This window comes from Microseira wollei NIES-4236 (assembly GCF_020521235.1).
GTDB lineage: Bacteria > Cyanobacteriota > Cyanobacteriia > Cyanobacteriales > Aerosakkonemataceae > Microseira > Microseira wollei.
This window is the reverse complement of the sequence record NZ_BLAY01000171.1, coordinates 1-22,339: the sequence shown is the minus strand read 5'-3', so window position 1 is coordinate 22,339 and position 22,339 is coordinate 1. Positions and strand designations below refer to the sequence as shown.

The 22,339-nt window shown below is 44.7% G+C and carries 16 protein-coding genes and 2 pseudogenes; 8 read left to right on the top strand and 10 right to left on the bottom strand.

Annotated features, from left to right (window positions below; translation table 11 throughout):
- Window positions 1–957 precede the first annotated feature (957 nt).
- The 3 genes and pseudogenes from MiSe_RS38085 to MiSe_RS38075 all read right to left on the bottom strand — a co-directional run bounded on the left by MiSe_RS38085 (window position 958) and on the right by MiSe_RS38075 (window position 3,301).
- The gene (locus MiSe_RS38085) at window positions 958–1,539 is read right to left on the bottom strand and encodes a tetratricopeptide repeat protein (RefSeq protein ID WP_226590413.1); all 582 of its coding nucleotides are present in this window, start codon (window positions 1,537–1,539) and stop codon (window positions 958–960) included.
- 246 nt (window positions 1,540–1,785) lie between these two features.
- Window positions 1,786–2,569 (bottom strand): annotated as a pseudogene (locus MiSe_RS38080) (DUF4058 family protein).
- A gap of 516 nt (window positions 2,570–3,085) precedes the next feature.
- On the bottom strand, window positions 3,086–3,301 hold the full coding sequence (locus tag MiSe_RS38075; RefSeq protein ID WP_226590411.1) for a hypothetical protein: 216 nt from the start codon (window positions 3,299–3,301) through the stop codon (window positions 3,086–3,088).
- 239 nt (window positions 3,302–3,540) lie between these two features.
- Here MiSe_RS38075 and MiSe_RS38070 point away from each other — a divergent pair, with 239 nt between their 5' ends.
- The 4 genes from MiSe_RS38070 to lhgD all read left to right on the top strand — a co-directional run bounded on the left by MiSe_RS38070 (window position 3,541) and on the right by lhgD (window position 6,058).
- On the top strand, window positions 3,541–3,750 hold the full coding sequence (locus MiSe_RS38070) for a plasmid partition protein ParG (protein ID WP_226590410.1): 210 nt from the start codon (window positions 3,541–3,543) through the stop codon (window positions 3,748–3,750).
- 316 nt (window positions 3,751–4,066) lie between these two features.
- Entirely contained in the window at window positions 4,067–4,222 is a 156-nt protein-coding gene (locus MiSe_RS38065) for a plasmid partition protein ParG (protein WP_373872967.1), read from the top strand.
- Entirely contained in the window at window positions 4,219–4,701 is a 483-nt protein-coding gene (locus MiSe_RS38060; RefSeq protein WP_226590406.1) for a GIY-YIG nuclease family protein, read from the top strand. Before MiSe_RS38065 ends, MiSe_RS38060 begins: the two co-directional genes overlap by 4 nt.
- A 169-nt stretch (window positions 4,702–4,870) precedes the next feature.
- On the top strand, window positions 4,871–6,058 hold the full coding sequence (gene lhgD / locus MiSe_RS38055; RefSeq protein WP_226590403.1) for an L-2-hydroxyglutarate dehydrogenase: 1,188 nt from the start codon (window positions 4,871–4,873) through the stop codon (window positions 6,056–6,058).
- A 25-nt stretch (window positions 6,059–6,083) separates the two neighbouring features.
- Here the strand turns inward: lhgD and MiSe_RS38050 are convergent, their stop codons facing one another.
- Window positions 6,084–6,314 carry a hypothetical protein gene (locus tag MiSe_RS38050; RefSeq protein ID WP_226590400.1) on the bottom strand — a complete coding sequence of 77 codons (231 nt, stop codon included), beginning with the start codon at window positions 6,312–6,314 and terminating at the stop codon, window positions 6,084–6,086.
- A gap of 227 nt (window positions 6,315–6,541) precedes the next feature.
- Here MiSe_RS38050 and MiSe_RS38045 point away from each other — a divergent pair, with 227 nt between their 5' ends.
- Window positions 6,542–6,685 carry a hypothetical protein gene (locus tag MiSe_RS38045; RefSeq protein ID WP_226590398.1) on the top strand — a complete coding sequence of 48 codons (144 nt, stop codon included), beginning with the start codon at window positions 6,542–6,544 and terminating at the stop codon, window positions 6,683–6,685.
- 209 nt (window positions 6,686–6,894) lie between these two features.
- On the opposite strand, the gene MiSe_RS38040 is transcribed toward MiSe_RS38045, so the two are convergent.
- The 6 genes from MiSe_RS38040 to MiSe_RS38015 form a co-directional block, all read right to left on the bottom strand.
- Entirely contained in the window at window positions 6,895–7,344 is a 450-nt protein-coding gene (locus tag MiSe_RS38040; RefSeq protein ID WP_226590396.1) for a GFA family protein, read from the bottom strand.
- A 221-nt stretch (window positions 7,345–7,565) separates the two neighbouring features.
- Entirely contained in the window at window positions 7,566–8,543 is a 978-nt protein-coding gene (locus MiSe_RS38035) for an NAD(P)-dependent alcohol dehydrogenase (protein ID WP_226590394.1), read from the bottom strand.
- A 228-nt stretch (window positions 8,544–8,771) separates the two neighbouring features.
- A complete protein-coding gene (locus MiSe_RS38030) occupies window positions 8,772–12,860 on the bottom strand; it encodes a DUF4011 domain-containing protein (protein WP_226590392.1) in 4,089 nt (1,362 codons plus the stop codon).
- 254 nt (window positions 12,861–13,114) lie between these two features.
- Entirely contained in the window at window positions 13,115–15,127 is a 2,013-nt protein-coding gene (gene tkt / locus MiSe_RS38025) for a transketolase (protein ID WP_226590390.1), read from the bottom strand.
- Window positions 15,128–15,776: 649 nt separating this feature from the next.
- Window positions 15,777–17,033, bottom strand: a complete 1,257-nt coding sequence (gene fabF, locus MiSe_RS38020; RefSeq protein WP_226590388.1) for a beta-ketoacyl-ACP synthase II — start codon at window positions 17,031–17,033, stop codon at window positions 15,777–15,779.
- A 195-nt stretch (window positions 17,034–17,228) separates the two neighbouring features.
- On the bottom strand, window positions 17,229–17,480 hold the full coding sequence (locus tag MiSe_RS38015; RefSeq protein ID WP_226590386.1) for an acyl carrier protein: 252 nt from the start codon (window positions 17,478–17,480) through the stop codon (window positions 17,229–17,231).
- Window positions 17,481–18,243: 763 nt separating this feature from the next.
- On the opposite strand from MiSe_RS38015, the gene MiSe_RS38010 reads away from it, so the two are divergent.
- The 3 genes and pseudogenes from MiSe_RS38010 to MiSe_RS37995 all read left to right on the top strand — a co-directional run.
- Window positions 18,244–19,140 carry a CoB--CoM heterodisulfide reductase iron-sulfur subunit B family protein gene (locus tag MiSe_RS38010; protein ID WP_226590384.1) on the top strand — a complete coding sequence of 299 codons (897 nt, stop codon included), beginning with the start codon at window positions 18,244–18,246 and terminating at the stop codon, window positions 19,138–19,140.
- Window positions 19,141–19,333: 193 nt separating this feature from the next.
- The gene (locus tag MiSe_RS38005; protein WP_226590381.1) at window positions 19,334–20,026 is read left to right on the top strand and encodes a Uma2 family endonuclease; all 693 of its coding nucleotides are present in this window, start codon (window positions 19,334–19,336) and stop codon (window positions 20,024–20,026) included.
- 40 nt (window positions 20,027–20,066) lie between these two features.
- Window positions 20,067–22,223 (top strand): annotated as a pseudogene (locus tag MiSe_RS37995) (protein NO VEIN domain-containing protein); the annotation flags it as partial.
- Window positions 22,224–22,339 lie beyond the last annotated feature (116 nt).

Here is a 22,339-nt window from a genome sequence, read left to right as displayed (position 1 = left end):
TCATTCACCCTCTGAGCAGTTCTGCATTAAGCTAAGAACAGTTAACCAGATAGCTATTTTTCGAGCGAAAAGTTAACTCCAATTCTTAGCCTGAATCCCCGTCGATTTATCGCGGGGAGTGGCTCAAAAATCCAATGGCTTCGTTGTCAGCCCGACAGGGAATAAATTCCCTGTCTTATAGCTAAAGTCCTCTCAAGAGGACTGGCAAAGAATATCAGTCCATTTTAATGGACTTTCCCTATAGCTGTGGAAATTTATTTCCGGGCGGGCGTGGGCAACACCACCGATTGATTTGCCAACAGGATCTTTTTTTAATCCCTGACGAGGTGTGGGTATTTGTGCAATATTCGAGCTACCCAATATATCGATGCCATAGACCCAGGAAAATTATAATTTATCGTCCCAACTTACGTATTGCTTGATTGCTTCCCTCTACTGCTTGTGGGTATTTTGGGTTAATTTGTATAGCTTTTTCATCCGAGCTAATGGCGCTTTCATATTGGGAAAACATCTACAATAAATTACCTCTTTTAAGCCAATATTCAGCTGATTTCGCTTTAATTTATATCGATAAAATTAATAAATAAGTGCCATCATATTGCTGCGAATACAAGGCATTCGCTTTATTAAGCGATGCTAAATAAGATATTGGGTTGAGTTGCCAAGCTTTGTTATAAGAATCGAGTTCCTCTTTTGGTCGTTTCAATATATTTAATAACCAGCCTCGATTCTAGCAAGCGGTATAGTAGTTTGAGTTAATTTTTATGGCTTTTTCATAGGATGACATAGCTTCTTCGTAACGTAGCAATTGCCTTAACATAGTTTCTCGAACATTCAATGATTGGAGTAAATTAGGGTTAGTTTTTAGCTCCTGGTCATGGGAAGCAACTGCTTCTTCAAATCGCTTCAATTTACGCACATAGCCTCGAAGGCTCCAGGCATCAGCTTTGGAGTGATTTATACAGCCTTATCATAGGCATTGCGTGCTTCTTCATGTCGATCTAATTCGACTAAAGCATAGCCTTTACCATAGGAGGCTTGAGAGTTATTGTTGTTCTTTTTTAATAACTCATCAGTGGTTTTTAGAGCTTTTTCAAAGGCGATAGTTGCTGCTTGATTGCGATTTAGTTTCTTGAGTGCAATACCTCGACCACTCCAGGCATAATAGTGGTTTGGGTCAATTTCTAAAGCCTTGTCAAAGGCGGCGAGTGCTTCTTCGGATCGCTGCGAGGAATATAGCGCCAACCCTCGCTCGTTCCAGGCATCAGCGTATTTTGGGTTGATTTTTAGAGCCTGGTCATAAGCAGCGATCGCTTCTTGATGTTGCTCTAAGTAAGATAGCTGTTTACCTTGGTTAAAAAAATCAATAGCCAGGGAAGATTGTGGTACAAGGTTAGAAATTGGCAGGAGTTTTGGCATACCAAAGGTAACACCTACTATTGCTACCAGCGAAACCAAGATGTACGAAGGCTTTACAGACCTCTGATTGCCTGGTTTTTGCGTTGGCGGTGGGGGTTGTTTTGGCGTTACAATAGTCATTTTCAGTCAAATCAATGGGGGGTAGGGAACAGGAGAAAACCTTTGAGCTGGCGACAAAACTTACTGATGTTCCCTACAATGTTGCGTCGCACCCAGTGCAAAACTGCTGTAGTAGGGTAGGCACAGTGCAGCCAATAGAATTCTGTGCAGAATTGTGGCTGATGAAATCTCAAACTCCAGCAAGCATTTAATAATACTCTTTATATAATTACCACAAAGATTAGCAGCAATGACAAAATTAGGCAGTTATCTCAATCCTTGTTCTCGCAACACTTCATCAACCCAAGCTGCATCTGTTTCTGATAAAGCTGGTACGGGAGAGTTGCTGTAATTTATTCTCAGGTCATAACTTCCTTGGTCGTAAATTTCATGCAGCAAACTTTGTAAATCTACGATGGGTTCCGGATCTCCTGGTTGTAAAGGCAAGGAAAACTGAGGAATTATATCGCGTAAATTAAAGGCATAAAGTTGGGCTTTGGGACGAGTTTCGCTGCGACTGAAAAATGCGATAATGGCTGGCGATCGCTACATTTAAAACTGGCATAGCTTCCCCTTGTCGCAGTAAATCAATTTCTACTAAATGGGTGCTGCTTCCTAAAATTTTTTGCCGTTTTGCTTCGTATTGCAGACGACCGACTACCGATTGTTTATTTTTAGGCGATAAGACTTCAATTGCTGCAATGACTTCCTCGGTTTCTACCGCGCGAATTTCTAAATAACTTTCTGTTGAAATTTCTGGGAGAGGAATTGTCACTTCTATCGGTTGTGCAGAAGGAGCAGCAACAGCGATATTAGATGCAGTTGCATTCGTGACTGCTGAGACTCGTTGAACCGCGACATCGGGAATGCCAACTAAGACAGACTTTTCTCCACTCATTTCATACACTCGCTCCTCAATTGCGGCGATATACTTAGGTCGTAAATGGGGGTTGAGATCGTTAGCGATCGCTGTAATCAATCGGTGATGAATTCCCGACCACAATGCAGGATGTTCTAAATAAGGATTCATCCCTGGAAATGGAGACGGCATAATTGTAATTGTTGAAAAATTTATTTTGTCGCTAACCCAATGATATCAATTAGTTACTAGGGCGCGTGACACAATTATTGTTTTAATTTCAGAAATTTTGTTTCGGGGTCACGCAGCAAAATGCAAGCTGATTCAATATACCTGTCTTGAAAATAGCAGGTGAGCAGGTGGGCTTCTTCGGCAGGTGAGATGGATTTTATCCTTGGTTGTGAACTTAGTTCATGCACGTCTCTGGCAAAAGTCCGTTTGATCTCAGATCTTGCACCAGGGCTATCACCTGAGTTTCTGGCAAATAGCTAAACTTGAAACCCTAGATTTTTCGTCAAGAAACTAGGGTTTCAGGCTGGTTGAGAATGGTGCCAGATGTGAGTTTGATCAAATTCAAGGGCAGGCGAGACGCCTACCCCACAAGAAAAAATGACTCTTGTGGGGTGGGCATCCTGCCCGCCGCTGCCGATGCCAGAGTCTAATCAGCGTCTGCGATCGCTCTACTCGTGCGGTCGGCAGATCGCTACCTCACCCACCGATTGCTTCTTTACCCCAATCGCCATCAAATACAATCTCAAACTTGGCTTTTGGTATAAATCGTCGCAATGCCCGCAGATGATCCTCCGCGTCTTGCCGATTGCGAAAGCGAGCGATCGTGCGATGACAAGCATTCGGCAGCATAATCGCGATCGTCCACACGTGCAGATCCAGGTATCTGCTCGGATGAATTTGTTGAGTGTTCATGGTAAAATCAGAAGTGAATTGTGTGTAAAAACGGCTTTTTGTGCATTTTGAAGCCGTTTTTGCGAATAAAAGTGTTTCCGCCCCAGTTTGTCTATGGCTAGTTTGCCGTAGCTCTGAGCTTGGGCGTTTTTCGTCTACGAGTTTTAAGATATCAGAACTACTCGTAAACTTGCAACCCAGTAAACGAGTAAAGGCAAAACAGTAGGATACGAGAGTAGGCGTATAGGGAATTTGTAGCAGTGGCGAAATTACCGCCGAACATGACGGAACTGAGCAGCTACGTCGATAAAGACTTAAAGCTGAGGTTTAAACTGGCTTGCACAGCCAAACAAAAAACTATGAGCGAAGTGATAACCGATCTGATAGAGGAATGGTTAGAAGAAAACGAAGCTCCCCCTCCTGGCAAAAGCAGTAACCAAGGTAAGGGGGATAGTTCAGATGGCTCTTAACTAACTGAGTATTCATGGCAAATTCAGAAGTGAATTGTGTATAAAAACGGCTTTTTGTGCATTTTAAAGCCGTTTTTGCGAATAAAAGTGTTTCCGCCCCAGTTTATCTATGGCTGAGATCGCCGTAGCTCTAAGCTTGGGCGTTTTTCGTTGACATGGTCCAAGATAGCGTTATACAGTTAAAACGTCAAGCCATAAAAACGTTATTCGTTTTTAGCGTTAAACCCCTATAGCGTAATACCCCCTAAAGTGTCAATCTAGGGTTAAAGCGCTTTAGGGGAAATAGTAAGGATTGTCAGAAGAGAAACAAGTAAAAATGTCTGTCTATCTACCAGAGGACGTAAGAGCAAGGTTCAAAGCAGCTTGTGCGATGCGAAAAGTATCTATGAATCAGGTAATTACCGACTTCATCCAAGAATGGCTTGAAGAGAATGAAACCCCTTCTCCTGCCAAAAAAAAGGAGGATAAGTGATAATTTCTGAAATTAACCCTTTGACTTTGCCTTCTCTGCCACTTGCTGGGCGTCGCCAATTACCAGACTGCTCTGCAATCTATTTTGTTATGCATGGCGATCGCGTCTTGTACATTGGTAAGACCATTAACCTTGTCCAAAGATGGGCAACCCACCACAGGTGGTGGCAGTTGAAAGAAATGGAAGGCGACATCCGAATTGCATGGCTCGAATGCAGCGATATAGATGTGCTACTTAAAGTTGAAGCGGCTTTAATTAAGCAGTTTCAACCCGAACTAAACATGAAACGAAATAGACGCCTTAAGCCGCCTACATCTAGATTTGTGTTTGCCTTGCCAAAAGAAGTGCAAAAGCCGCTAGAAAAATGGGCGCAGGAGGAATACCGCTCAACTCCTAATCTCATAGCAACTATCCTGATCAATGCCATTAGGGAACATGAGCAAAAACAATCTCCCCCACCGGAAGGCAAGGGAGACTGATTGATTGGCAAAGCTTATCTATTAGCTAGCGAACGATAAGTATATGCTCGAGGTGAGGCGATCGCTCTCACCCCATTCTGCCCTTGATAGGCGAGTCACTAATTTCACTTGCTGACAAATAGGTTGCAGCTGGTTCAAAATCGCTTTATTACATTAATGGTGGTAATCGATGTACGATTTTGCAATTATCGGGGGCGGCATAGTTGGTCTTGCTACTGGCATGGCATTGGTGGAAAAATATCCCAATGCCCGCCTTGTCGTCCTAGAAAAAGAAAGCAGCTTGGCGTATCACCAAACAGGACATAACAGCGGCGTTATCCACTCTGGCATTTATTACAAACCAGGCAGTATGAAAGCCCGCTTGTGCCGCGAAGGCAGTCGTTCGATTGTAGAATTTTGTCAGAAATATAACATTGCCCACGAAGTCTGCGGTAAGGTCATCGTCGCGACGCAAGAAAAAGAACTACCCCTACTGGAAAACCTCTACCAACGGGGTTTGGAAAATGGCTTAAAAGTCGCCAAAATTACCGCAGAACAAGTCAAAGAAATCGAACCCTATGTCACCTGCTTGGCGGGAATTCAAGTCTTTACCACTGGAATTGTTGACTATCGGCAAGTTTGCCAGAAATACGGCGAGTTGATCCAATCCCAAGCAGGCGAGATTTGTCTGGGTACTAAAGTTGAGAAAATTATCGCCACCGACAACAGTCAGATACTGGAAACCAACAAAGGCAAGTTCGAGACCAAGTTTACGATCAACTGTGCCGGATTGTATAGCGATCGCATCGCCAAACTGGGTAACGCCAACCCCGAAGCCAAAATTATCCCATTCCGGGGCGAATACTACGAATTAGTACCAGAAAAACGCTTTCTTGTCAAGGGATTAATATATCCAGTTCCCAACCCGGCGTTTCCTTTCCTCGGCGTCCATTTTACCCGCATGATTGATGGTAGCGTCCACGCTGGACCGAATGCCGTCCTGAGTTTAAAGCGGGAAGGTTACAAAAAAACCGACTTCGATTTGCGAGATTTTAGCGAAATTATCACTTACCCTGGTTTGTGGAAACTCGCCGCCAAATATGCCGATGAAGGCATCCAAGAAATTATTCGCTCTTTTAGTAAAGCAGCGTTTGTGCGGAGCTTGCAACAGCTAATTCCTCAAGTTCAAGCAGAAGATGTTGTCCCTGCTGGTGCTGGGGTACGCGCCCAAGCTTTAATGAACGATGGTAAACTCGTGGACGACTTTTTGATTATTCAGGCGAGAAATACTTTACACGTTTGCAATGCACCTTCTCCGGCGGCGACTTCTTCGATAGAGATTGGGAAAGCGATCGCCCAGCAAATTTCTTTAAGCTAACCTTGTTTTAGGTAGTAGGTATTGACTATATCCTACTACCTACTGCTACAAGCTCTTTAACTTGACGCTCCTGAGTAATTTTATGCGCCTCGCGCTGAACGTAACCAAAAGCGACAGCGTCTTGTAGGGTTATCAGAGCTTCAATATCTTCTGTGGTTACAGAACTTTCAAACAATTGGCTAATTTTATTTTCAGTTTCCAGTGACAGCCAACCGCTCTCCAAAGTTTCCTTGACTAATTGATAGATAGATACCATTGTCTACTTCGCTGACTGTTAGTTTGGATTATTTTTTTATGTTATCACCCACATCATCCGCAAATGTGTAAATATTGACACAATTATTTTAAAGTTTTTTGTTTTTATCTGCGAGCGTTATCTTGATTGTTTTTATGTTTTTTAAGCTAACTTAACAAAACAATATACTAATTTTTATAAATATTTATAAGCAAGAAACCCGGTTTTTTGAAAAAACCGGGTTTCTGGTGCCAAGCAAGAAACCCGGTTTTTTGAAAAAACCGGGTTTCTGGTGCGAAACTCCCCTGATTCGGAGCATATCGGAATTATTAGGAACGAGAATTAATCTGGGTGCGATCGCTATTGCCTTGCAAATTAAAGTTCTGCCTTAATTCCCGCGCCCACTTCAATTAAGCATCTGAGTTTTTGGCCTAGTATTCTGCATTCGACTTCAGACGGTGTTATATCATGTCCGCGAGAGATCGGTAGTGTATGGATGGCTAATTGCAAGCTTGCTAATTGCTAATATAGTATTTTTCCTGATTGAGCCATTAGCGATTAGCTATTAGCAGTTACACAACCGTTGCTTAAGCACATGATATTACTCACTTTGAAATAGCTCAAACAGTTGGGTAAAGTCGCTGGGTTGCGCCTCGTAGTTTAACATTTGTTCGCTGAGAACGACCCACTTTTGAGAACTTCTAGTCCACAGATTTCCAACAGGTTTGAGCCAACTTGTATCATCTAATGTTCCAGGTTTAACGTTGGTAATTTTGGAATTTCGGGCAGGGTTATGAAATATTCTCGTCCCGCACTCCCCACAAAATAAGCAAATCACTTCACGTCCGCTGTCAGAGACTCGCTTCCATTGTTTCGGTTTTCCTCGGATAATAACAACTGCATCGCGGGGAACGGGCATCGACATGCCAAATGCACTGGAAGATTGCTTCTGACATTCTTTGCAATGACAAGCATACAGCGTCAAAGGTTCAGCCCGGATCTCATATCGAATTTGCCCGCATTGACATCCTCCAGTATAAGGAGCGGTCATAGTTATCGCCCTAGATTAACTGCTCGTGTTTATTATCTGCGATCGCCGAACCACTTTTGGGACTTAACAACGCAGTCAATTGGTAAGATTGTTTAGTTGCGCTCGCTCATACAGAAATTACGCAGCTGGCATATCAGTTTGTTCGTAGTAAGCGCTTGGGCGCTTCAAGATAGGCACTAAAGTGCCTACTACAAACATCAGCTGCTTGTGAGGTTTTGTTTTCAGGGGGCGACAGTTATGACTACATTTCCCTTTTTATGTCCTGTTTCGATATATTTATGAGCTTCGGCAGTTTGTTTTAAAGGATAACTTCTATCAACGATCGATTTTATCTTTCCTGCCTCAATACACTCCTTCAGTTCATTGAGAAGTACTCGAAGTTCTGAAACCGGACGCAGACCTGTGGCGGAAAACTTCGCTTTCTTACTACCGACCTTTGAAGTCCAAATCATTTCAAACAGAATAGGTAGACTGAGAACAGGTGAAAGATAGACCCCATTTTCCCTCAGAGAACCTTTACAACGTGAAAATGAACTCTTACCAACCGTGTCAAAAATAATGTCATAGGTCTGTCCAGTTTTGGTGAAATCTTCTTTTGTATAATCAATAACCTTGTCAGCACCCAAAGACTTCACCATTTCTAAATTTGTAGTACTGCATACCCCGGTCACTTCTGCCCCAAAGTATTTAGCAATCTGTACCGCAGCGCTACCTAAACTCCCAGAAGCACCATTGATCAGAACGCTTTGTCCGCTCTGAATTTTTCCAATATCTTTAAGGAAACTCCATGAGGTTAGAGCGCCATCACAGACGGGGGCAGCTTCTTCATAAGTCATGTTATGCGGTAATGTTGCCAACACACCATCTTCAGGCAAACACACATACTCGGCATTCGTACTAAAACCGATGCCAGTTTCTCCAAAAACAGAATCGCCTTCTTTAAATAGCTTTACTTCTTTTCCAACTGTTTCGATTATTCCGGCAAATCCAGTTCCAGTTATGGGATTTTTAGGTCTCATCAGACCAAGAAATAATCTGCCATAAAAGGGTGTTCCCTGACGCATCATGCAGTCGGCTGCCGTTGCGCTTGCTGCATATACTCTGATTAAGACTTCATTGTCCTTCAAAGTAGGTTTTTCAACCTCTTTCAGTTCAAGAACATCTGGCGAGCCGTACTTAGTGCATACAATTGCTTTCATGAATCTTCTCCAAGACTACTTTGGGTGTGGTTCAAATTTATCCTACGAGTTCGCCGATTCACTTTCCGGACTTAGCAACTTAGCCAATTGGTCATGTTTGCCTAAGTGCGGTCGGCCTGAAATTCCCAATAATGTCTCGTTGTTGCGAACCAATTTTCTACTGTAACTCCCCTCACTCTAAGCATATCGGAATCATTAGAGACTAGAATTAAACCGCGCACTACAGAATCAGCTACGCATTCTTTGAATTTGTGTGATTTTTTCTATCAACATACGAACTTGATTAGGTTTATTACGAAACCAGTCTGTTGACCAAATGCGGTGAATTTTCCAACCCAACCTTTCAAGCACTTGTTGTCTTAGACGATCGCGATCTCTCCCAGTAGGGGAACTATGGTAAGATGCGCCGTCGCACTCAATCCCCAATAAAAACTCTCCTGGGCGATCGTTGTTGGCTATTGCTAAATCAATTCGATAACCTGAACATCCAACTTGGGTACGGATAGTATATTCTTGCTGTAGTAAGGAGTGCTGTTTTAGAGTGTGATATACATCTTCTTCAAACGGCGAATCAAAGTGAAGCTGATCTGTGTAAGAGTTGCCTTGTAGCCGTTCACCACCACTCGCTGCATATTCCAGGTAATCGCGCAGTAGTCTTATACCTTCACTTTGGGTGCGTGTTAAATCAATATCACCGGCAACTATGGAAGAAACCAGGGTAATTTTGCTCTTTGCCCGTGTGACAGCTACATTAAGTCGCCGTTCTCCACCTTTCTTATTAAGTGGACCAAAATTGAGAGAAAGTTTACCTTGAGAATCGCGGGCATACCCAACACTGAGTAAAATTACATCTCGCTCATCACCCTGCACGTTCTCCAATGCTTTGAGAAAAAACTGAGGTGAATTATCGCGGCAAAAATCTTCCAAGTTAGGATAATCTCTTCCCAAAATCTCTATCTGCTCCTGGATCGCATCAGCTTGGGCTTCGCTAAATGCAATGATTCCCAGAGACTGATCGGGTACTCGCTGAACATGCTCTAAAGCCAACAGAGCAACCGTTCTTGCCTCACGTTGGTTATCTCTGCGTCCACCACGATCGTAAACACCATCAGGAACGTGCTTAAACCACACTCCCAAATCTGGATTTTGAATAGGGTTGGGGAATGTGACTAATTGAGAGTCATAAAAATGAAGATTGGAGAAAGCTATCAGGCGCTCATCCTGGCTGCGGTAATGCCATTTCAGCCGGCACCCAAACATAAAATTTGAACATTCGTCTAAGATGCTTTCATAGCTTGCATCGTCTTCATCATCTGCATCTTTTTCACTATCTCCAGTTGAGAAGAATGATGTAGGCGGAAGCTGCTTGCGATCGCCAATAACAATAACTTGATTGGCACGAATAATAGAAGAAATAACATCTTCAGTCCGAAGCTGAGAGGCTTCATCAAAAATTAGAACGTCAAAATGAATAACATTGGGATCTATATATTGACTGACCGATAATGGACTCATCATCCAACAAGGCTTCAATATTTTAGCCAAGTTTTGTATTCCCTTTTGTCGATCGTTGAGGAGTTTACGGATTGGCAGATGCTGTCTTTTCTTAGTTTCCTCCTTTTTCAACCTCGGCAACTCAGATTGAGCGATTGAGGTTTTCTCCCAACTCTGCCAGCGTTCTGCATGAAGATGTTTCAATCGTTCTCTAGCAACATCCAATTGGCTATAGTCCAGTCTGGCAAAATCCCCGATCAGCCGTTCGTGTACCTCAAAATTAAAGTTCTTCAACTCAGGTTTTCGAGTGAGAATGGCCTCAAGGCAAGTCTGGTAAATACGTTGTTCCAGGACTGGAAACCAATGCTTGGGGTCAATTCTATTGCTACGCAAAGCATCTAAGAATTTCTTAGCTCCCATGTTTTCCAGCTTCTCACAAACTTCTTTGTAAGTTAGCCATTCTTGGAAGTAGGGTAAGTCAGATTCAGCTAAATTCAAGAAACTTTTCAGTTCAGCAAAATAAATTTTATTGGGGGGTAAGTCACGAGCGGTAATGTCATTTTCATTAAAATGGGATAGCAGAAAATCTAGACCCTTCTTAATCTGGTCATGACTTGATTCAAGTTGCTTAATAAGTTTAGCTAGGTCACGCCGCTGTGTGGGAGAACTTACAACCTGCTGAACGGAATCAGCAGGAAGGGAATATTGCTGTAAGCCAATCAACCAGCTTAGAGCTTGTTCAATGGGCTTCAAATCTGATTCCTTAGAGATTTGCGGATTGAACAGAGAGCCAAAAACTTGACGAGCAGGGTAATTGCTTTGGCTTAACTGGTTTCGCACAAACTGAATTTGTACAGCCTGTACCAAGTCTCGTTTCAATTCATTGTGAGAAATTTGGTTTGTTGTAATGCGTAACTTCCGTAGGCGTTTGCGATCGCGCCAGTAGCTAAGATTAAATATCCGAATGAACCAGAAACGGTTATATTTCTGAAATCTTTCAGATAACTGAGGTAGATCTGGTGAAAACAATTCAGAAGAATATCTTTGTTTTAGCAGCGGTTCAAAGTTTTCAATTATCTGAACATCAGCTTTCAATTGATCAAAAGCCGTTCGAGCAATTGGAATATCTACCTCAGTCCAATTATCGGGTAATCCTTGCGGAGCCTTCAACACATGAGACAAGGCAGTATGGTAAGTCTCTAAAGACTCTAAATTCGATAGGGGTTGAATTTGAAAAATTGCTTGAAGTTGTTGACTAATATCTTGGATTGAATTAATAGCTTGCTTAAATTCTTCTATCTTTTCTCTCAATTCTAATTCAAGTTGATACGAGTAATAACTCAGAGAGCTTTTCGCCCAAATCGTTGTCTTCTCTCCATTAAACAAAGGTAAAAATTGGGCTAGCTGATTCAGTAAATTCTTCGCTTCTTGTAGTCGATTCGGAGACCATTGATTAAAATTTGAGAATATAACATTAAGCTCTGGAACTCGTTCTCTTTTCTTTTTCAGGAGTTCACCAAATAGCTCAAATGGTGATTTATCCAGAGGCTTTTCCTTTGCATGTAAACTTGTAATGTATAATCCGAGATGTTGACGATTCGATGCTAGCTCATCAAAGAAGTTATCGGGGTCTTTAATCTCAAAATTTTGGGTAATATATTCAATATATTTAATTGTTTTTGACAGTTCTTCTACAAGTTTCCGTTTATCTGTAGTGCCACTATGGTGAAGGTTGAGACACAGATGATTTAAGCCGCACTCAATCATGCGCTGATACACTACCCGAAGTGCAGTGTCCTTTTCTGCAACTAACAAAACTGATTTCCCACTGCCAATTAATTCAGCAATCATATTGACGATTGTCTGACTCTTACCCGTTCCTGGTGGACCTTCAACAACAAAGCTAGAACCAGCCTTTGCTGCTTGGATTACAACCTGTTGGCTAGAATCAGCATCAAGAATTTGAAATGTTAGTTTAGGATCAACTCGTGAATCTAAAGCTGATGCAGGTATGGGTTCCTTGTAGCTTGCTTGATAAGTACTGAGATCGCCACTAATTGCTTGCAAAATCGGGTGAGCGCAAATCCGAGATTCATTTTCAATGATGTCCCGAACCATTGCAGCTTTGGCATAAGAAAACAGTGAAAGAAAAACATTTTCTTGGATTTGCCATTTCTTTTGCTCTGACAATAGGTTGCGAATCTGACTAATCAGTTCGCTGTAGGTTAGCTCCTGTACTGCCTCTTCCTCCGGTAACTCAATTCCAAAAACTTGCTTTAACTTTAATGAGAGTGTTGGATTGAGTACAATATCTTCTGGCACAATAGAGATTTTATACACATCTCGTTTTGGCTCCTTAATCAACTCTACAGGAACCAAGATTAGTGGTGATAGCAAAGCCTCATCTGGTTTTTCCTTATCATACCAAGTTATTGTCCCAAAGGCTAAAAATAAACTATTTACGCCTCTTTCCTCGAGTGATAGCCGCGCCTCACTACGCAACTTTTTGAGTCTTTTTAGTTGCTCATTACCTGTTTGACGAGTTCTCAATTCAACAGAATTTCTTGCTGATGATGTATTAGTCTGTCTGGGGTCAACAATTGCTTGAGACTCACTGTCAGGTTGAAAATACAGCGACTTCTTCTCTTGAGTTAAGTGCTTGAAGAGAATATCTGGTTGCTCTGTCAGAATTTCCAGCGATCGAGGACTGTCTTGCCGAAAGTTGATGAGAGGATTTCGTCGCCCCAGATCTGCCAGTCCAGCTTTCCACTTTTCAATTTTTTGAGCAAGGTTCTTCTGAGAGGCTGAATTTGGCTGCTGCATATTAGCTTTTCCCGTAGATAGACCTTTTGCTAAATATTTTAGCTATTCTCTTCCGTGAGTGCTTTCTCAAGATCTCCTCTCTACAACCATTGGAGTGCTGCCGTCTAACGGCGTAAAAAAGCCGCAGCGCGATCGCTTTTAACTTTCACCGAAAAATTACCACATGGTCGGTTACAGACTTAAGCCAAATACTGAAAAAGGCTCTCTATTACTAGAGAGCCTCATTCAATCAATTACAGGGAATATTTGCGGTATTAGCCTAATAAAGCTTTAGCCTTAGCTAAAACATTATCGACGCTAAAGCCAAATTTCTCCATACAAACGCCACCGGGTGCAGAAGCACCAAAACGGTCGATGCTGACCATATCGCCTTCAATGCCGACATACTTATGCCAACCAAAGCTAGCGCCAGCTTCTACAGATAGGCGCTTGGTGACTGCTTTTGGCAGTACAGATTCTTTGTAAGCTGCATCTTGAGCTTCAAACAGTTCCCAAGAAGGCATCGAGACGACGCGCACTTTATTGCCTTCAGCAGTCAGTTTTTCAGCTGCGGTGACGCAGAGGCTCAATTCGGAACCCGTACCGATTAGGATCAATTCCGGAGTTCCTTCACAATCGAACACTGTGTATGCCCCCTTGGTCGCGCCTTCCATCGAAGTACCTGCCAAGTTGGGGACATTTTGACGGGAGAATGCTAACAGAGTCGGGTTGTTGTGCTTCGCCTTCTCAATCGCGACTTTGTAAGCGCCAGAACATTCGTTTCCGTCTGCGGGACGAATTACCGTCAGGTTAGGAATCGCGCGCAGGGAAGCCAAAGTTTCAATTGGTTGGTGGGTGGGACCATCTTCCCCTTGTCCGATCGAGTCGTGGGTCATTACCCAAATTACGCCAGCGAGGGACAGGGCAGATAAGCGGATCGCAGCCCGCATATAATCTGTGAAGATCAGGAAGGTCGCGCCGTAGGGAATTAATCCCGAACCGTGCAGCGCCATACCGTTGCAGATGGCGCCCATACCGTGTTCCCGCACGCCAAAGTGGATGTTGCGGTTTTGATATTGCCCTTTCTGAAAGTCGCCGATGCCTTTTAGTTCGGTTAGGTTAGAGTGGGTTAAGTCAGCCGAACCACCAATTAACTCAGATAAAACTGGTGCCAGTTTGTTGAGGCAGGTTTCCGAGTGTTTGCGGGTGGGTAGTGCTTTATCTTCGGGGGTGTAGGTAGGCAGTACTTTATCCCAACCATCGGGAAGTGCGCCACTGACGAAACGTTCAAATTCAGCTGCTTCTGCGGGATATTTAGCTTTGTAGTCGGCAAATGCTTGATTCCATTCGGCTTCGTAGCCAGCACCGCGTTCCACTGCTTTCCCCATATGCTTCAGGGCGTCTGCTGGAACAACAAAGGGTTCGTATTCCCAACCCAAGTTGTCGCGAGTCAGTTTGACTTCATCGTTACCCAAAGCAGAACCGTGAACGCCTGCGGTGTTGGCTTTGTTGGGGGAACCGTAACCGATGGTGGTGGTTACTTTAATCATTGAGGGTTTGTCGGTAACGGCTTTAGCTTCTGCGATCGCCGCTTCAATCGCTGCTAAGTCGGTATTGCCATTTTCTACATGCAGAACGTGCCAACCGTATGCTTCAAATCTCCCAGAAACATCTTCGGTAAATGCCACATCCGTAGAACCATCAATCGAGATGTGGTTGTCGTCGTAGAGGGCAATCAGCTTACCCAATCCCAGGTGTCCCGCATAAGAACAAGCTTCACCAGAAACGCCTTCCATGTTGCAACCATCACCTAAAATTACGTAGGTGTAGTGGTCAACAATTTTGGCATCTGGCTTGTTGAACTTGGCTGCCAGATGGGCTTCTGCTATTGCCAAACCAACACCGTTGGCAATACCCTGTCCCAAGGGGCCGGTAGTAACTTCTACACCTGCGGTCATGAAATTTTCTGGGTGTCCGGGGGTTTTGGAATCCCACTGACGGAACTGCTTGATGTCTTCTATGCTCACGCTGTCGTAGCCCGTCAGGTAAAGTAGGGCATACTGTAGCATTGAGCCGTGTCCGGCAGACAGAATAAAGCGATCGCGGTTAAACCATTTGGGATTTTTCGGGTTATATCGCATAAAGCGATCCCAGAGGACAAACGCCATCGGCGCGGCACCCATTGGTAATCCTGGATGACCGGAATTCGCTTTTTGGACTGCGTCTATTGCCAAAAAGCGAATCGAGTTGATGCAAAGTTCCTCAAGCGATTGAGTTGCGACAGCCATAATTCCTTCTTCTTTACAACGGTCAAAACTTTTTATCTAATACCAAACTTTTTCTTATACCCTCTGAATTTTGCTGGTTTTTAGTTTTAAATCGCGGGTCACCATGGCAAAAGCCTATGACCTGCTACTGTTGACCTGTTACCAGTCGCAAGACATGGGGCGAGCGAAGCCGATTTGGTATTAGCTGGTATTGGGGTACTCTGGATTGACCCTACATGATATCCCATCCTCATCATCCCATTAGCAAGATCAATGGGCAAGAACTTTGTTTGAGCCTTGAGCGGGAATTTCAATTTGCCGGTCTGTTTGTAAATAACAAGTGTATTCAAGAGAAATCAGGGTTTTTTGGCAGTATTGAATCTTAAAAACAGGTTTTCCCCAGGTAATACAGGACTTACGCAACAAGAGGCCATCACCAAAGTTTCTGAGTCAATCTCCAGTTGACAAATCAATTTTTTTTCAGAGAAACCCGGTTTCTTGCTTTAATTCCTGTAATAAAAGGAAAGCGAGTCATCGCCTACCCTTCCTTAGCCTTTTGTTCACAAACACCTTTGCCCTATTTCACATTGAATGGCAATTTGTCAAGCGGTATATTCTTTTATTTTCGGAATTTTTCCCGCTTTTCAAAGCTCAAATCCGGAAATTTAGACTATCCCTGGCTGTATTTCTTAAACGCTAGGGTGACGTTGTGACCGCCGAAGCCGAAAGAATTAGACAGTACCACATCGACTTTTTGGGCGCGACTTGAGCAGGCGACGTAATCTAAATCGCACTCCGGATCGGGATTTTCCAGGTTAATCGTGGGGGGAAGTTGGTCGTTAGCGATCGCCATTACCGCTGCAACGGCTTCAATTCCGCCCGATCCGCCGAGTAAATGCCCGGTCATCGACTTGGTAGAACTAATTGCCACTTTATACGCGGCATCTCCCAGGGCTTTTTTAATCGCCTTGGTTTCGGTGACGTCATTTGCTGGCGTGCTGGTACCGTGGGCGTTAATATAACTCACTTGGTCTGGCGTTATTCGGGCATCCTTCATCGCCATTTGAATTGCCCTAGCCGCGCCTTCTCCACCCGGTACCGGGGCGGTCATGTGATAGGCGTCGCAGGTCATCCCGTAGCCGACGATTTCCGCGTAGATGCGAGCCCCGCGACTGAGGGCGTGTTCTAATTCTTCTAGTAGTAAAATTCCGGCACCTTCGCCCATAACAAAGCCATTGCGATCGCGGTCAAACGGACGCGACGCATGGGCGGGTTCATCGTTGCGCGTCGAAAGTGCTTTTGATGCGGCAAATCCGGCTAATGCCAACGGCGTGACGGCTGCTTCTGTGCCGCCGCAAATCATTGCTTGGGCGTACCCGCCTTGAATTAAGCGAAACGCATCCCCTACGGCATTTGCACCCGAGGCGCAAGCGGTTACCGTGCAACAATTAGGGCCTTTAGCACCAATGTGGATTGCTGTCAACCCTGCCGCCATATTAGCGATCATCGTCGGAATCATAAACGGACTGCACCGAGAGGGGCCTTTAGTCAGGTAGACTTCTTGCTGGTCTTCCAAGACTTTCAGACCGCCAACCCCGGTACCGATGATGACGCCCACCTGTTCTGCGTTCAGTTCGTTAATGACAAACTGCCCGTCAGCGATCGCTTGCTGGCTAGCAACCACCCCAAATTGAGCAAACCGATCCATGCGCTTTGCGTCTTTGCGATCCATGTAATCGTGGGGATTGAATCCTTTTACTTCACCAGCAATGCGACAATCGTGCCGGGACGCATCGAATAGCGTTATCGGGCCAATACCGTTGCGTCCGCTTAACAAACCTTCCCAATACTCGGCTAAGGTATTGCCAATCGGTGTAATCGCGCCAAGACCAGTAACAACAACGCGCTTACGTTCAAAATCTGTCATGTTTCGTCGCTTAAACGGGCTTCCAAACCCAGAACGCAGAACAAAATAGGGATTAGGGGCTAGGGACTAGGGGCGCTTGGACTAGAGAAAGAGTAGAACTTAAAAATTAGGGATTAGCGAATATGGGGATTTAATTTTGATTGCTAATATCCCCGTTCTCGCCCTAGCCCCGATGCTCTAGTCGAAGCACCTCGCTTAGGCCGAGGCTGCTACTTTATCGTTGATATAGTCTACCGCTTGTTGCACCGTCATCATTGTTTCGGCGGCGTCGTCGGGGATTTCGATATCGAATTCTTCTTCCAGCGCCATTACCAGTTCTACCGTATCTAGGGAATCTGCCCCTAGATCGTTGGCAAAGTTGGCTTCGGGTTTGACGTCCGCAGCCTCAACACCCAATTGATCGACTACAATTTTCTTGACTTTTTCAAATGTATCCTGTTGGCTCATCTAAAACCTCACGGGAATGTGGAAACCACCATCTTTTAATTGGTGGAGGAAGGTGACGCGGCATTTTTTGCCGTCCCCCTTGCGGGGTAGAGGGGTATGGTTGCCCCTACTGTGGGGATATGGTTATCCCCTTTCACCCATTGCTGGGTTTAAGTTAGCTATGCCTCCTGACGTCGGCACGCTACGCGAACGTCCAAGTTATCGGTCGGTACTATCCCAACAGCACTGTCTTACCTCGAGTAAAACTGTTTAGCTATCAGGTTCTAGGAGCTTGCGGACTAGCGAGAGCATCCCCTGGTAGGAGCTTAAACGCTTGCCGATAACTTCGTTTCCCCGTTGCCTGGACTTAGACTGGTCAGCTACCTAAAGATTTGGGCGTTCTTGCTCCGTATCTTTAGAGCGGGGTGCTGACCACAATTCCTCTTAGCAGTTGCTCGAACTTGCTTACAAGGTTCTGAAGTTCTAAGCATTTTTTCATCTTATCTGAAGATGCGTACGCTCTCCTCAATCGGTAGTCAGTTTTCTGATTGACACGGGTATGGGGCAGGGGGGCAGGGTAGCAGGGGAGCAGGGGAGCAAATTTTATCCTTTATTGTTCTTTCCAGTTTCCCCTCCGGTCTGCGCGCGATGATAGTAGCAGAGTCAGTGTCAGAATCGCCTATTGCTGACAACTGACTGGGGGCGGGTTTAAAACAATTGTCGATTATTGCTTTGATGGCTGGTCAAATCCGCCCCTACACCACTAACTACTGACCCTTGACAAATGGATCTCAAATATGCTTATTTTCCCGGTTGTGTAGCACAAGGCGCTTGCCGGGAACTCTACCAATCCACCGCCGCCCTGACTCAAGCGCTGGGAATTGAATTAATCGAACTGAAAAAAGCTTCTTGTTGCGGTTCTGGCACGTTTAAAGAAGAATCCCAACTGTTAGAAGATACCGTCAATGCCCGCAATATTGCCTTAGCGGAAGAACTCAAATTACCCTTGCTGACTCATTGCAGCACCTGTCAGGGCGTCATCGGGCATGTAGACGAACGCCTCAAGGAAGCTCAGCAAAATGACCCTGCCTACCTGAATCAGATTAATGGCTTATTGCAGAAAGAAAGTTGTTCGCCCTATCGCGGTAGCAGCGAAGTTAAACACCTGTTGTGGGCTTTAGTAGGTGATTATGGCTTAGAAGCACTGCAACAAAGAGTCACGCGTAAATTAAGCAATCTCAAGTGTGCGGCATTTTACGGCTGTTACATCCTGCGCGCCCAAAAGTCAATCCCGTTTGACGATCCTTATCAACCAGAATCGATGGAAAATGTTTTCCGAGCAGTAGGAGCAACCCCAGTTTATTATCGGGGGCGCACTCAATGCTGTGGTTGGCCTCTTTCGAGTTATGCCACGAATCAAGCCTTTAAAATGGCAGGAATGCATATTCAAGAAGCAATTGCTGCGGGGGCAGATTGTATTGTTACCCCTTGCCCTTTGTGTCACCTGAATTTGGATTCTCGTCAACCGGAGGTGGAAAAGGTAATTGAGCGTAAACTGGGTTTACCAGTGCTGCATTTACCTCAATTAGTCGCTTTAGCATTGGGAATTGCTCCGAAGAAACTCGGTTTGGAGAAACATATTGTTTCCACTCGTCCCGTGCTAGAAAAGTTGGGATTTTAGCTATAAAATTAGGCGGTGCGTTACGCTGAACGCTAACGCACCCTACAAACTCTCCACCCTCAAGGGTGGAGCTACACAAACAAAGCCCGCCTTCGCGGGCTATAAAATAAAATTACGTAGGGTGCTATCTTCGCCAGCGTAACGCACCTAAAATCCAAAATCCAAAATCTAAAATCTAAAATCTAAAATCACTATGACTGCTGTTTTACCGCCTACTGAATCGGAAGTATTCTATCCTAGTGCTGATGGAGAACCCGTGGCAGAAACTTACGACCATCTCTATGCTTTGTTGACTACCCTAGAAGTCCTCAAACAATATGTGAAAGACCGTAGGGCAACTGTACTCGGCAACCAATATCTTTACTATTCGCAAGGATTTCCCAGATTGCGAACTGCGCCAGACGTGATGGTGATTTTTGAGGTTGAACCGGGAGGAAGAGATAATTACAAAATCTGGGAAGAAGGTCAAGTGCCGTCGGTAATTTTTGAGATGACTTCCAAAGGCACTGAAGATCAAGATAAAAGCTTCAAAAAAACTCTGTACGAAAGTTTGGGCGTCAAAGAATACTGGTTGTTTGACCCCAAAGGCGAGTGGATACCCGAACAATTACAAGGATATCGCCTGCGGGGAGAAATTTACGAACCCATTACTGATAGTCGCAGCGAACCGTTACAGTTGCGTTTGGCTATCGAGGGTAAATTGATTGGTTTTTACCGGGAGGATACGGGAGAGAAATTGTTGCTTCCTGATCAGTTGGCGCAGGCGCTTATTCAGAAGAATGAGGAACTTCAGCAAGAAATTCAAGCACGACAGCAGGCGGAGGAACGAGCGGAAAAATTAGCAGCTAAACTGCGAGAATTGAACGTCGTTCCGGATAGCTTGTAGGAGCGATCGCTTTTAAACATAGACAATTAAACAGTTGATGATGCGAGCTGAGATTGCTCAGTTAGAAAGTTTAGAACAACTCGCCTTGCAAGTTCGACGCAACGGTACCGATAAGAAATGGGAAGAACTATCCCAACTCCTACAAAATAAAGCCGAATTATTTGATGCTAAAGGTCATCGACGCAAGCTGGTTATCTTTACCGAACAGCGGGATACTCTGAACTATTTGGCAGACCGGATTCGCACTTTACTGGGACGCCCGGAAGCAGTTGTTACCATTCACGGGGGGATGGTACGGGAAGAACGCCGCAAAGCTCAAGAAGCTTTTACTCAAGACCCAATTGTACAGGTATTATTGGCAACCGATGCGGCGGGGGAAGGGATTAACCTGCAACGATCGCATTTAATGGTTAATTACGATCTGCCCTGGAATCCTAACCGTTTATAACAGCGCTTTGGACGGATTCACCGCATCGGTCAAACCGAAGTTTGTCATTTATGGAACTTGGTCGCCTCGGAAACTCGCGAAGGCGATGTTTATTTAGCCTTGCTGAAAAAACTGGAAATCGAACAAGATGCCTTAGGCGGTAAAGTTTTTGATGTGTTGGGGAAAGCGATCGCAGGGGCACAATTGCGAGAATTGCTAATTGGTGCGATTCGGTATGGCGATCGCGCCGACGTGCGCGCTAGATTGACCCAAGTTGTGAGCGATCGCTTAGACCGCCAGCGCTGGCAAAAATTATTAGAAGAAAAAGTTTTAGCGCGGGCAAGTTTGGATATCTCCAAAGTCCGCCAAATTAGGGAAGAAATGGAACGCGCCTCCGCGAGGAAGTTGCAACCCCATTTCATTGCGTCGTTCTTTTTAGCAGCTTTTAAAAGATTAGGGGGAAACTGGCGCGATCGCGAACCCCATCGCTATGAAATCACCCACGTCCCCAGCATAATTCGCAACCGAGGTCGTCAAATTGGTACCAGAGAACCGATTCTCACTCGCTACGAACGTATTTGTTTTGATAAGCAGTTAATTAGCGTACCCGGTAAACCTTTGGCGGCGTTTGTTTGTCCGGGTCATCCCCTGCTGGATGCGACTTTAGATTTAGTCTTGGAAAACCACCGGCACGTCTTAAAACAAGGCAGCATTTTGGTTGATGATAGCGACCCAGGGGAACAAATCCGCGCCTTAGTTTATTTAGAACACTCGATACAAGATGCCAAAATTGATGCTGCCGGTAATCGAAGAGTGGTATCGCGGCGGATGCAGTATGTGGAGATCGATCCAGATGGTAAAACCCAGAATGGGGGTTATGCACCTTATTTGAATTATCGACCGCTCGCAGAAGTCGAGCAAGCCTTAGTAGAACCAATTTTAGAGCAAACTTGGCTGCGGGCAGATATAGAATCTCAAGCATTAGGATATGCGATCGCTCATCTCGTTCCCCAACACCTAAACGAAGTCAAGCAGCACAAAGAAGAACTAATCGACAAAACAATGGCAGCGGTAAAAGACCGACTCACCAAAGAAATCAACTACTGGGATTATCGATCCGAAGAGTTGAAACTGCAAGAATTAGCCGGAAAAACCAACGCCAAAATTAACTCAGCCAAAGCCAGATCGAGGGCAGATGAACTGCAAGCGCGACTGCAAAAGCGGATAGAACAATTGCAGCAAGAACGCCGTATCTCTCCCCTACCGCCCGTCGTAGTAGGAGGTGCCTTAATTGTGCCAGCAGGGTTACTGCAAAGACTATCTGGAAACCGCAGCGATACACAAGATACCTTCGCCAAAGAAACGCAGCGAGTAGAACAGCTAGCAATGGCAGCTGCGATAGAAGCCGAGCAAAAATTAGGTTACCAACCCCACGACGTAAGTGCTGAAAAATGCGGCTACGATCTCGAATCCTGCATCCCCGGAACCAGTAAACTGCGGTTTATTGAAGTCAAACGACCCATAGAAGGTGCAGACACCGTGACGGTAACAAAGAATGAAATACTTACAGCACTGAATAAACCCGAAGATTATATCCTCGCACTCGTGCAAGTGCCAAAAACAGAACACCAAGTGCGAGATAATGATTGTGAAGTCCGTTACCTGCGAAATCCATTCTACAAAGAACCAGACTTTGGAGTTACGAGCGTAAACTATAGCTGGAAAGAGTTATGGCAACGTAGCACAGACCCATCCCGCGTCAAAGATTAAAAACCAGGTTTTTGACCTCAGTAGGGGCACGGCATCAGCAAGATTTGCCACTAACGAGAAAATTCTTGACCGCCGTGCCCCGACAACCAATTTCAAAACGAGATCAAACAGCGAGG

What these genes read in the sequence shown, in the direction of transcription:
- MiSe_RS38065 (WP_373872967.1), top strand. Translation starts at nt 4,067, where the DNA reads ATGTCTGTCTATCTACCAGAGGACGTAAGAGCAAGGTTCAAAGCAGCT.
- MiSe_RS38085 (WP_226590413.1), bottom strand. Translation starts at nt 1,539, where the DNA reads ATGACTATTGTAACGCCAAAACAACCCCCACCGCCAACGCAAAAACCA.
- MiSe_RS38005 (WP_226590381.1), top strand. Translation starts at nt 19,334, where the DNA reads ATGACTGCTGTTTTACCGCCTACTGAATCGGAAGTATTCTATCCTAGT.
- lhgD (WP_226590403.1), top strand. Translation starts at nt 4,871, where the DNA reads ATGTACGATTTTGCAATTATCGGGGGCGGCATAGTTGGTCTTGCTACT.
- MiSe_RS38035 (WP_226590394.1), bottom strand. Translation starts at nt 8,543, where the DNA reads ATGAAAGCAATTGTATGCACTAAGTACGGCTCGCCAGATGTTCTTGAA.
- fabF (WP_226590388.1), bottom strand. Translation starts at nt 17,033, where the DNA reads ATGACAGATTTTGAACGTAAGCGCGTTGTTGTTACTGGTCTTGGCGCG.
- MiSe_RS38010 (WP_226590384.1), top strand. Translation starts at nt 18,244, where the DNA reads ATGGATCTCAAATATGCTTATTTTCCCGGTTGTGTAGCACAAGGCGCT.
- MiSe_RS38015 (WP_226590386.1), bottom strand. Translation starts at nt 17,480, where the DNA reads ATGAGCCAACAGGATACATTTGAAAAAGTCAAGAAAATTGTAGTCGAT.
- MiSe_RS38040 (WP_226590396.1), bottom strand. Translation starts at nt 7,344, where the DNA reads ATGACCGCTCCTTATACTGGAGGATGTCAATGCGGGCAAATTCGATAT.
- tkt (WP_226590390.1), bottom strand. Translation starts at nt 15,127, where the DNA reads ATGGCTGTCGCAACTCAATCGCTTGAGGAACTTTGCATCAACTCGATT.
- MiSe_RS38075 (WP_226590411.1), bottom strand. Translation starts at nt 3,301, where the DNA reads ATGAACACTCAACAAATTCATCCGAGCAGATACCTGGATCTGCACGTG.
- MiSe_RS38050 (WP_226590400.1), bottom strand. Translation starts at nt 6,314, where the DNA reads ATGGTATCTATCTATCAATTAGTCAAGGAAACTTTGGAGAGCGGTTGG.
- MiSe_RS38030 (WP_226590392.1), bottom strand. Translation starts at nt 12,860, where the DNA reads ATGCAGCAGCCAAATTCAGCCTCTCAGAAGAACCTTGCTCAAAAAATT.